Source organism: Streptomyces caniscabiei (genome assembly GCF_014930365.1).
Taxonomy (GTDB): domain Bacteria; phylum Actinomycetota; class Actinomycetes; order Streptomycetales; family Streptomycetaceae; genus Streptomyces; species Streptomyces caniscabiei.
Genome location: NZ_JABXWI010000044.1, coordinates 1 through 10098 on the forward strand (window position 1 = coordinate 1; position 10098 = coordinate 10098).

At 65.0% G+C, this 10098-nt stretch carries 10 protein-coding genes; 7 read left to right on the top strand and 3 right to left on the bottom strand.

From position 1 onward, the window contains the following. Positions 1-366: 366 nt before the first annotated feature. A complete protein-coding gene (locus HW837_RS47660) occupies positions 367-570 on the bottom strand; it encodes a hypothetical protein (protein WP_193382238.1) in 204 nt (67 codons plus the stop codon). Between the two features lie 931 nt (positions 571-1501). On the opposite strand from HW837_RS47660, the gene HW837_RS47665 reads away from it, so the two are divergent. Next, the gene (locus HW837_RS47665) at positions 1502-2095 is read left to right on the top strand and encodes a hypothetical protein (protein WP_193382239.1); all 594 of its coding nucleotides are present in this window, start codon (positions 1502-1504) and stop codon (positions 2093-2095) included. 215 nt (positions 2096-2310) lie between these two features. On the opposite strand, the gene HW837_RS47670 is transcribed toward HW837_RS47665, so the two are convergent. Continuing rightward, a complete protein-coding gene (locus HW837_RS47670; RefSeq protein ID WP_193382240.1) occupies positions 2311-2622 on the bottom strand; it encodes a hypothetical protein in 312 nt (103 codons plus the stop codon). A 1909-nt stretch (positions 2623-4531) separates the two neighbouring features. On the opposite strand from HW837_RS47670, the gene HW837_RS47675 reads away from it, so the two are divergent. The 3 genes from HW837_RS47675 to HW837_RS47685 all read left to right on the top strand — a co-directional run bounded on the left by HW837_RS47675 (position 4532) and on the right by HW837_RS47685 (position 6715). Continuing rightward, positions 4532-4819, top strand: a complete 288-nt coding sequence (locus HW837_RS47675) for a transposase (RefSeq protein WP_045561525.1) — start codon at positions 4532-4534, stop codon at positions 4817-4819. After that, positions 4807-5727: an IS3 family transposase gene (locus HW837_RS47680; RefSeq protein WP_234442735.1), complete on the top strand. Its 921-nt coding sequence runs from the start codon at positions 4807-4809 to the stop codon at positions 5725-5727. Before HW837_RS47675 ends, HW837_RS47680 begins: the two co-directional genes overlap by 13 nt. Positions 5728-6181: 454 nt before the next feature. Then, complete coding sequence (locus tag HW837_RS47685; protein WP_193382241.1) at positions 6182-6715, top strand: NUDIX hydrolase; 534 nt, start codon at positions 6182-6184, stop codon at positions 6713-6715. On the opposite strand, the gene HW837_RS47690 is transcribed toward HW837_RS47685, so the two are convergent. Next, positions 6693-8033 carry an NsdA family TPR-like regulatory protein gene (locus HW837_RS47690; RefSeq protein WP_193382242.1) on the bottom strand — a complete coding sequence of 447 codons (1341 nt, stop codon included), beginning with the start codon at positions 8031-8033 and terminating at the stop codon, positions 6693-6695. The two genes, HW837_RS47685 and HW837_RS47690, sit on opposite strands and share 23 nt — an antisense overlap. Positions 8034-8158: 125 nt before the next feature. Here HW837_RS47690 and HW837_RS47695 point away from each other — a divergent pair, with 125 nt between their 5' ends. From HW837_RS47695 to HW837_RS47705, 3 genes are all read left to right on the top strand, one after another. Then, positions 8159-8389: a hypothetical protein gene (locus tag HW837_RS47695; protein ID WP_193382243.1), complete on the top strand. Its 231-nt coding sequence runs from the start codon at positions 8159-8161 to the stop codon at positions 8387-8389. A gap of 245 nt (positions 8390-8634) precedes the next feature. Next, the gene (locus HW837_RS47700) at positions 8635-9078 is read left to right on the top strand and encodes a glycine-rich domain-containing protein (RefSeq protein WP_193382244.1); all 444 of its coding nucleotides are present in this window, start codon (positions 8635-8637) and stop codon (positions 9076-9078) included. Between the two features lie 117 nt (positions 9079-9195). Continuing rightward, complete coding sequence (locus HW837_RS47705; protein ID WP_390623623.1) at positions 9196-9990, top strand: protein kinase family protein; 795 nt, start codon at positions 9196-9198, stop codon at positions 9988-9990. Positions 9991-10098 lie beyond the last annotated feature (108 nt).

Genomic DNA, 10098 nt, shown 5'->3' on the forward strand with positions numbered 1-10098 from the left:
TGCACAGCAGCCTCGGCTACCGCAGTCCCGCCGAATACGAGACCGCACTCGCAGCCTGACCACCACACCAATGGTGTCCGTCAAAGCGGAGCAAGCTCACTCGCCCTCGGAACTTGAGGGCTCGGGACAAGTCGGTACTGGTCATACTGGCCGAGCCATGCCTTTGACCAGGGACTTGTTACTTGTCTCCAGTGCCACAAGATGAGGACCCCTGGGGACACGCGGTCCTGGCGGCGCGTTTTAGGGTGCGTGTGGATCCTCCCGGGCGGTTCCCGCACCCACCCGAGCCGCTCAGACCTCAGACGGCCCCTCGCTCTGCGCCCGGGTAGAGCGAAGGACCAGAGCACCGAGATGGTAGTCCTGCGACTACTTGGTTTTCGGCGGCTTGTGGGGCGGCTTCGGGTCCTTCTTTTCCTTCTTCGGCTTCTGCCTTTCAGCGTGGTCCACCTGGGTCTGTCCGCTGCCGGTTGCGATCGAGGCCACTTCGATGGCCGCTGGTGCGGCGAGGGCTCCGCAGAGTGCGAAGCCGCACACGGTTAGGGCGGTGCGCTTGCGGATGGTGGCTTCCATGGTCCATCACCAGACTTATGTGGGGTTGAGCTCACCTCCCACGCTTCGCCTCGCTCCCTGTCACGTCAAATAGGTATGAACCACCACCCACCACCCTTTGCAGCGCTAGGACCGAGTGCTGTCCGCCCGACGGCCGTGGCTGTCAGAGCCCGGCTGAAGAGCCCGATCACTGCTCCGGAACCGGATTGCCAAGCCCGCTACTGAGGTCTGACATCAGCGGCTGACACCAACAGGGGCGAACAGCAGCAGCTAACCCCGAACCCCAGCGGACCAGCAATCCGGGTAGAAGGTCGATCGGCCCAGCACTCCGAACCGCCGTGATCGACCTGACGAGGATGAGGTCAATCCGTCTCTCATGGCCCGAGGTGAGCCGCCTCCATCAACCGATGGGCGACGGCTCACCAGCTCTGAGCTGATCATCATTGTCTCCGCCGGTAGGCCAGGATGATCCCGACTACAGCCAAGACCGCAGCCGTGATGACAAACCACGTGGGCATCAACTCAAGCCCCTTGTATGCAATAGGGACGGTCATAGGCTTCGAACCTCCTTGAGGGCGGGCAATCTTCGAATGCCCGCCCTCAAGATCGAAATATGCAGCCTTGTAAGCGCATCGCTGCGAAGCGGCATCAAGTCGCGGTACAGCAGCGAAGTACAGCAACCACCACGACTACAACCGGTCGTCACCGGCTCCCAGAAGCTCGCTGACCAGCTCGGCAGACCTCAACGACCGTCCCGCCCGTAGTTCACATCGAAGGGCAGCCTGACGCAAGGCCTGACTGGGCGCCGTTCTCAACCGGGACGGCGCGGCCGTTGGCTTGACTCGGCCATTGAGACTGCGCCAACCTTGACGGACCCCGGCGCCTATCGAACATATGACCGTAAACGATCTCGACGATTCCCTCTGGCTGCCTAGTGCGACACGATCTTGGCATGGATGAGGGAACTGCGGCATTGATTGCCGGACTTGCGGGGACTGTCGGCGCGGTAGCCGGCGCAGTAGTGGGTGGCATAGCAGCCGTACGAGGCGCCCGCATCGGAGCAGAAAAGGCCGCCGAGACCGCCCGTCAGCAGGTTCAGGATCAGGCTTCGATCGACCATGAGCACTGGTTGAGGCAGCAGCGCATTGAGGCGTACAGCGCGTTCCTCACGGCTTACGACGATTCAGCGTTGGCAGCCAGCCGCACAAGTACAAAAATCAGAGACATGGAGCCGGGCGACCCCAAGCCCGAGGACGACCTCAACGAACTGGAGGCGGCCGCCCTCAGGCTTCGCCAAGTCCGGCAGCGCGTGAAGCTCGTAGGGCCCGAGCTCATCCATGCTCGCGCTACAACACTAGAAGATGCCGTACGCGACTACTACCTCGACCTCGACTGGGCCGCAGAGGCAAGGGAGTCCAGCGATCCAGATGCCGCTTCGGCATTTCAGCAGGTATATACACAAATGCGAGCCATGGCAGACGCCCATGACATGTTCGTACGTGCAATCGGCGCGCTCATTGAGGGCGGGCATGTATTGCGGCAGTGATCAGAGACGCCTCCCCAACGGATCGGGCCGTCCCGGGGCCGTCCGAGGAAGCCCGACGACGACCAACGCCGACAACCACCGACAGCTAAGTCGCAGGTCGCAGTGTTGATCGTCAACTGGCCCGCAGGTCAGAAACCCGGCCCACCACTTCTTCGGCTACTGGTTGCACTCGACGGCCCTTGACTCGCTCATTGAGACTCCGCCGACCTCGGCATTCACAGCTGACGTCGGAGTTCGCCCAGGCTCTCTCTGGCCCACTTATCCAGTTCGGCCGCATACCGGACCTGGTTCGTTACGGTGGTCACTCTGCGCTCTGGGGACTGATGCTCGTCCGTGGTGGCCCCAAGTACGAGTCCCACATTCCCTGTAACGAGCCCAAGCCCATGACGAAGCGCTTCATCGGTTACAAGATGCGACAGCTCGTCGACGCGTTCGGACGCAGTCCTGAGGCCCGACGCCTCCAGCCAGGCGTCATCTCGATAGCTGAGAGTGACATCGTGCGCAACATCGAGGATCTTGCCCAGCAACCCAAGAAGCTCTTCTGGAGGCCCAAATCTGCGGCGCCGATTCATCCGGTGCTGGTTCCAGGCAGCCCACATACCAGCAGGCCCACCAATGGCTCCGATGATTCCGCCCGTCGCACTGAGCCAATCAGTAGTGCTCGACATCTTGCCCCTCCCCGCCTCCGCGAATGAGCGTCAGTCGCGCCGAGCCATCCCTGCAACGGCGAGCTGACATGCAGCATGATGCTCTACAAGCGCCCGTGACGGCCGAGAAGTTCGAGGCTGCCCTCGTGGGACATTCGACACCTGCGAGAGCGGTAGAGAGGCACACGTGCCCCCTGCGTGCCCGATCCGAGGGCACCAAGCGGGGAACAGCGGGAAGTCACAGTGATCGAGCCAGGAAGGCGCAGGTGAACGTCTCGCCAGGTCAGCCCCCACCCGGTTACGCGATCTTCCAAACTAGTGCTCCAGCACTCCGGTGACGCGTGCTTGTCTGGGCCATTGAGACTCCGCCGCCCTGTGTATCCACGCCCCGCCGAGGCAGCAGAAGCCTCGTCTACATCGTTGCCGGGCACGTATTGACTTGAGTCGACATGGCCTCGACTCTGGCAATGAGCAACGAGGGGGGCTTATGGCGAAGAGCGGACCGGAGACGTGGATCCAGCCCGAGCCGACCGACCCAGTGGAATGCATCTATTGTTCGACTGTCGAAAGATACTGCGACGGAGTCGGTGGAATCAAGAACGTAGTCGCTTCAACCGTAGCCATCACCCATAATCTCGTGAAGCCGTGGAAAATCTTCGAGGCTCTCACCGATGAATCTAAAGACAACGGCTCTCAAGGAGTCTACCTTTGCCCCCACTGTGGACACAGGCAAGCGCGCTGCCCACGGAAAGACTGCCACGCATGGAGCTCGATTCGACTGCTTGATCTCGGGGATCGCATACAATGCCGGGGTTGCCGTTTTGAATTCTGGGTAGTGCACTAACTGCCCAATTCACTCCCATGCGTTAAAGGCGCCCAGTCGTGTAGGAGGCAGGTGACCACCCCAAGCCCTACCACTTCCCTGACTAGGCCGGGAAACCTCAGCGACCTTCGTGCCCGTAGTTCGGGACGAAGCGACCTGGCGGTCAGTCCGTGCCACAGACGTGCCAGATAAAGCGGGGGCTCACGGGGAACGACGGCAGACGGCGGTGCGCCAACGCCGCAGGCGCCGAAGCCAGCGTTACCCAGGTCAGCGCCCAACTCGCCGCACCTCGCTCCAGATCGGTGCCTGAACCGCAGCTGATTCACCAGGCAAGCACGAGTCCAAGTACCTCGCACGGCCCTGGACCGAACCGCCGTGGTGCTCAGCGGATCGTGGCCTATCCATGGCCTCGTACTGACTGATCTACCACGTACAGGACCGTGACCTGCTGCTTTAGCCAGGTTTCACGCGGCCTCTGGAGCCGTTTGCACCAGAAATCGTGTGAGGGTCTAGCAAGGCAGTCGACGCAAGCTGCCCCTGGTCAAGACAGATGCGGCCATGAAGAAGCGGGAGTCAGCTACACCGACTCCCGCTTGCCCGCCGGACACCACGTACCGACGCCGGCGGATCGATCGCCATTACCGCTGCTCGGCCCCGATGACGGCTATTACCGCTGCAGTGGCAGTGATCCAGTCCGGGCTCAGCCCAGCGCACGCAAGCACAAGCACCGTGATCGTCACGGTGATCACGACTACGTGCCACTGCTCCGCGCCGTGTGCCCTGCCTCCATCGGGGGAATCCACACACTGAGGTACGGTCACGTACTTCTCCTTCTGGGTTCGCCTAGTGGGTCCGCCCTCGACGCAGGCTGGTTGGCAAGCCGGATACCTGCGTCGGGGGCTGCGTTCCTGGTGTGTCCCTCCCCTCGTAGCGTGAAGACCCTGACTGCAGGGGAAGTTGGGAGTCATGGCGGAGAAGCGACGGAAGTTCGATCCGGAGTTCCGTGAGGGGGCTGTGCGGATCGTCACGGAGACCGGCAAGACGATCGCCGAGGTCGCCGAGGACCTGGGGATCAACGAGACCACCCTGGCGAGCTGGGTCTCCCGTGCCCGTCGGGCAGGGACCGCACCGGCCGGCGGGAGTGACGAGCTGGAGCGTCTGCGGCGGGAGAACGCCCAGCTCAAGCGGGACAACAAGGAACTGGTCATGGAGCGTGATGTCCTCAAACGCTGCATGGTCCTGTGGGTGAAGTAGCCGTGGCGGACCCGGCGTCCGTCGTCGGGGTGATCAGCGACTTCAGGACCGAGCACGGCATTTCGCACCGCGTCTCCTGCCGCGCCCTGGGCGTGAGCGAGTCCTGGTTCTACAAACACCGCACCCGTCAGCCCACCAGGCGTGAGCTGCGCAGACAGCACCTGATCGAAGCGGTGAAGGCAGAGTTCGACGACTCCGACGGCACCTACGGCTCGCCGAAGATCTGGATCAGGCTGGTGAGGCAGGGCTGGCAGGTCTCGGTGAACACCATCGCGAAGATCATGGCCGAGCTCGGCCTGGTCGCGCGGAAGGTGCGCAGACGGCGAGGGCTGACCCGGCCGGGCAGACGGCCGGCCGCCCCGGACTTCGTGCGCCGCGACTTCACCGCCGAGGCACCCGACCTGGTGTGGTGCGGAGACATGACGGAGATCGAAACCGGTGAGGGCAAGCTGTACCTGGCCACGGTCATCGATCTGTTCTCCCGCCGCCTGCTCGGCTATGCGATGGGTGCCCGTCACGATGCCGAACTGGTCGTCGCCGCTCTGCACATGACCGCGGCGACCCGTGGCGGGGATGTGCGCGGTGTCATTTTCCACACGGACCGCGGCAGCGAGTACGGCTCTCGGCGGTTCCGCCGGGCCTGCCGCAAACTGGGCGTCTTCCAGTCCATGGGCCGGGTCGGCTCGTGCTTCGACAATGCCGTCAGCGAGGCGTTCAACAGCGTGCTGAAGGTCGAGTACGTCCACCGGCACGCCTTCGCCACACGCACCGAGGCCCGGATCCGGATCGCGACCTGGATCACCGACTTCTACAACAGCCGTCGGCTACACAGCGTGTGCGGCTTCAAGAGCCCGATCGACTACGAACACGACTACTGGGCCAGCCTCAGTGAAGGGCTGGCTGCATAGGAAGGTCTCCGCGATTCGAGGGGATTGACAGGTGGGTCCATACCCACACGTGCCTTCAAGTGGCCGTGAAGCGACGTACGGTGCGATGCATGAGGGGGCGCATGGTGGATTCGTCTCGCCAAATGGACATGATCCTGCGCCTGTCGGTCCGCGTGACGGACTGCGCCAGATGCGTGCCAGGTGAGATGAGATGGGGAACAGCAGGGAACACCGGTAGCCAAATCGGCGTGCCTGCCGTGCACCCACGCCGCCAACGCCGCAGGTCAGCGAGAGGTACTGTGCTTCGTCACCTGAGCTTCCCGCACCGAGGTTTCGAGGAGTCCTCCCCCTGACCTTCGGCCGCTTCAACCTGGACGTGGCGCATCTCGTCAATGTGACGCGAAAAGCGTCGAACTGACGCCCTCACCCCGGATCGGTCTGCAATCCTGGAGACCGATCGAGAGGGGCCGAAGGCATGGAGTGGAAGACCCACGGTGAGCGGCAGATCTACACGAACAAGTGGGTGAACCTGTGTCTGGTCGACGTCCAACAGCCTGACGGGCGCAGGTGGGAGTACCACGTCGTTCGCCTCCGGCACCTGGCCGTGGCCGCCGTCGTCAACAACCGGCAAGAGGTGCTGATGATGTGGCGGCACCGCTTCATCACGGACTCGTGGGCTTGGGAGTTGCCCATGGGCCTAGTCGAGGAGGGCGAGTCGCCCGAGGAAGCGGCAGCACGCGAAGTGCTGGAGGAGACGGGCTGGCGGCCTGGCCCCATCAAGCCGCTCATCTACGCCGAGCCGGCCAACGGCATCACCGACTCACAGCACCACGTCTTCCGCGCGGACGGCGCGACCCACGTCGGACCGCCCACCGAGAAGAACGAGTCGGACCGCATCGAGTGGATCCCGCTCAGCGAGGTGCGCGCAATGATCGACCGCCGCGAAATCGTCAGCAGCGGAACCCTCGTCGGTCTTCTCTACCTGCTCATGGATGAAGCGATCCGCTGACTGGTGGGAGCATCGCCCGTAGCCGTGCCTCGAAGGCCAGGGCTACGGGCTCCTGCCGGTGCGGAGCCAACTGCTCGTAGAACTCCCTCAGATGGCCGGACACCCGCTCTGACGCCACCGCCGACGCCGACTCCAGAGCCTGCGTGGCGGTGCCGCACGCCTGGTCGAGCTTCCCTTGGTCCAGCTGCGTACGGGCCAGCCAGAAGGCGTGAAACGCCCGGCCCCGCTGGTTGGTACGGGCCTCCCGACGCAGCGCATCCGCGATCAAGGGTTCAGCCGTCGCCGCCTCGCCCAATCGGCCGTGGGCAATGCCTGTGTCCACTATGAGCTTCAGTTCGTCGAAGTAGGTCACCCACGACGGGTCCGGGTCGCTCTCCTGGATCTGCTCGAACTGGCGGTGGGCTTCCCCGATGGCTCGGTGCGTCGCCGTGTGGCTGCCGAGCGTGGCGTGGGCGAATGCCTCGCGCATGGACAGCATCGACAGGACTCGCGGCGTCGTGCCGAAGGCTGAGCGGGCCTGGTCCTGGGCGGCGGTCACGAGTGCCAGGGAGTCCGCGGGCTTGTCCTGGTAGGTCGCCTGCAAGCTCATGCACGCAAGAACGTTGGCCATGAACTGGCGGTCGTCGATCTCCTTGGCCAGTTGCAGGGCCTCGGTGAAATAGGCGCGGGCCTGGTTGTACTGGCGGGCGTCGAAGTAGGTCCAGCCGGTGAGGCGTGCCAGCTCGGCCGCGATCCCGTACAGGCCGTTCTGGATGGACGGCGGACGGCTCTCCTTCAGCAGACCGACCACGTAGCGGAGCTGGCCGACGACGGCCGGCCGCAGTGCCTCGCCGCCGTGCTGGTCGTCCCGACGCCAGTAGTCCTCGATGGAGGAACGGAACGCTTCGAGCGTGGCTGGGCTGAGGGTGGTGCGCGTGGCCAGCGCCAAGATGCTGTCGACGTCCGGGCCCGGAAGAGACGCGGCTGACCGTTCCTCAGGCTCTGGCACTTGAGGTGCCTCGCGCTCGGTGACCGCGAGAGCCTGCGGTGTCTCCCAGGGGCGGCGGGCGAGTCCGAGCATGCCTCCTGGGATGCGCAAGCCGTCCGAGATGCGCTCGATCACGTCCATGTGGAGCAACTGGCGGCGCCCGGCGATCACTTCGCCGACCCGGCTCGGAGTCAGGTCGCAGCGCCTCGCGATCATCGACGGGTAGATGCCCGCTCGGGTCTTCACCAGTCGGAAGACTCGGGCGAAGTCCCGCACCCGGCAGGCGTTGATCATCTCGGGGTCGGTGAGCAACCTGGCAGGTAATTCCTGCGGCCGGTCGGCGTCGGGCATCGGGCCAGCTCCCACACTGCGAGGGCTACGCAACGTCGCGGATTCTCTACTAGCCGCGATATTACCCAAGTTGGGTAATCAGCCTGGCCTTTTGGCAGGGGTGCCCTGATCGCAATGCTCCTCTCATGGCGAGCAATCAGCAGACCAGACCAGGCATCAGCGAGTTGGCGAAGGACCGTGCCACCGGACGCATCGGGGTCGTCATGGGTGAGGTCGGCGGCCGTGTGCAGATGCGGCCGGTCCGTGGTGGCAGGGAGTGGGATGCCATGCGGGGCGACGTGGAGGCGCTCAGCGCTCGGGAGGAGCTGAGCGTGCGGCTGGCCGCGAGGAACGGCAACAGTCGGGTCGGGCTGTGATGCGCGCCGTCGGCCGTTACGCCGGGGTCCTGTTCATCATCTGCATCAGTGGTTCGTGCGGATTGGTGATCGGTGTGGCCCTCGGCATCGGCCAGTAGACCGGCCGCCCCGAACGGGTGCCGTTACGGCTCCCCCGTCCCCGTTCGGGGCCGGCCTCCAAGACCGCTCGCGATGGTCTTCGAGCCGCGCTCGGTGATCGCGACGGCAGGTACGTGCCCTGCACCTCTCACACCAGGAGACTGCACATGACGGCAACAGCGAACGATCAGAAGACCGGTCGCGCGGTGGCGGGTGAGGAACTGTTCCAGAGCCTCACCCACTTCGTGATCACCCACAACGGGCAGTCGCCCGAACGTGCCGAGCGGATCGCGGACCAGGCGGTCGCGTTCGTCGTCACGGCTGCCACCGCCACCGTTCCCATGGTCCCGTCCGACGACGTGGACCTCGGCCTCCACGCGCTCATCCTGCACACGAAGGAGTACGCCGGGCTGTGCGAGCAGTACGCGGGCCGCTTCCTCCACCACAACCCGAAGCCGGGCGGAGGGGCACGCGACCCCGAGAAGGTCGCCGCCTCGGCTCACGCCATGAAGGCGGCCGGGTTCATGGTCTTCGACAGCCTGTGGATCGTGGACGGCACGAACCTCGCGCAGTGCGACTCGGACTGCGGCCGGCCCTACGGTCAGGACTGACCCACGCAACAGCGGCGCGACCGGCCTCGACTCGGGGTCGGTCGCGTGCGCCTGGAAGGAGAAGAGACGTTGCCCGGCTCAACCGCTGAACTGCCGATCGTGGTGCTCGACGCGCTCATGCCCACGGCTCAGCGCCTCGTCATCAACCGCCGGGGCTCCACGGTCTGGGAGGTGGAAGGCAATCGGGGCCACTACGCCGTGAAGCTCGGCCACCCGATCGAAGCCACCGCCGACTGGGCCGCCCAGCCCTGGACCGCACTCGCGCCGGCGCGAGAGGGCGCCGTACTGCACCGGCTCGGCCTCGACCTCGACGCGATCGCCTACGGCGAGTGGGAACGCGGGACGTGGAACTTCCAGCCGTGGCGCGAAGGGCCGGACCTGTACCGGCTGTGGGAACCCTGCCGTAAGCCGGACTCGTCCATCGCGCCGCACACCAGCGTCGCCCTGGGGTGCGTCGAAGCACTGGCGGAACTGCACGCGAAGGGCTGGGCACACGGAGACGTGCAACCCGCGCACTTCATCATCGGGCCCGAACGGACTCACCTGATCGACCTGGCCCTCGCCCGTGGCGGAAGCGTTCCCCAGGGGTACGACTTCCCGTTCCGCGGCTGCCTCGTCCACTACGAAGCACCAGAGATCTCCCGCAGCGTGCTCGCCACCGGGGAAGCCGAACCCACGCCGGAAGCCGACATCTACGCACTCGGCGCGTCCCTGCTCATCTCCGCCACCGGCTGGCGAGCGGTCGAGTACCCGGACGACGCTCCTCGCCCCGTGCAGAGAGAAGCCGTGGCGAACGGTCGACGCCGTGCCGTGAAGGCGCCCGGTGAGCTGGGCGAACTGATCGAAGCCATGCTCAGCCACGCGCCCGAGGACCGGCCGACGATCTACGAGGTGGGTAAAGCCCTGAGCTGATCCCCAACCCTGTCCGATCCCGGTTGATGCTTGACAGTTCGATCCCAGCTGATGGTTGACGGTGGCCGTGATCGGCTTTTCTGTGCGCGTCGTTGCGGTGCGTGTGGG

Coding starts and splice junctions, on each gene's coding strand:
- HW837_RS47660 (WP_193382238.1), bottom strand. CDS start 570: ATGGAAGCCACCATCCGCAAGCGCACCGCCCTAACCGTGTGCGGCTTC.
- HW837_RS47665 (WP_193382239.1), top strand. CDS start 1,502: ATGGATGAGGGAACTGCGGCATTGATTGCCGGACTTGCGGGGACTGTC.
- HW837_RS47675 (WP_045561525.1), top strand. CDS start 4,532: ATGGCGGAGAAGCGACGGAAGTTCGATCCGGAGTTCCGTGAGGGGGCT.
- HW837_RS47685 (WP_193382241.1), top strand. CDS start 6,182: ATGGAGTGGAAGACCCACGGTGAGCGGCAGATCTACACGAACAAGTGG.
- HW837_RS47690 (WP_193382242.1), bottom strand. CDS start 8,033: ATGCCCGACGCCGACCGGCCGCAGGAATTACCTGCCAGGTTGCTCACC.
- HW837_RS47695 (WP_193382243.1), top strand. CDS start 8,159: ATGGCGAGCAATCAGCAGACCAGACCAGGCATCAGCGAGTTGGCGAAG.
- HW837_RS47700 (WP_193382244.1), top strand. CDS start 8,635: ATGACGGCAACAGCGAACGATCAGAAGACCGGTCGCGCGGTGGCGGGT.
- HW837_RS47705 (WP_390623623.1), top strand. CDS start 9,196: ATGCCCACGGCTCAGCGCCTCGTCATCAACCGCCGGGGCTCCACGGTC.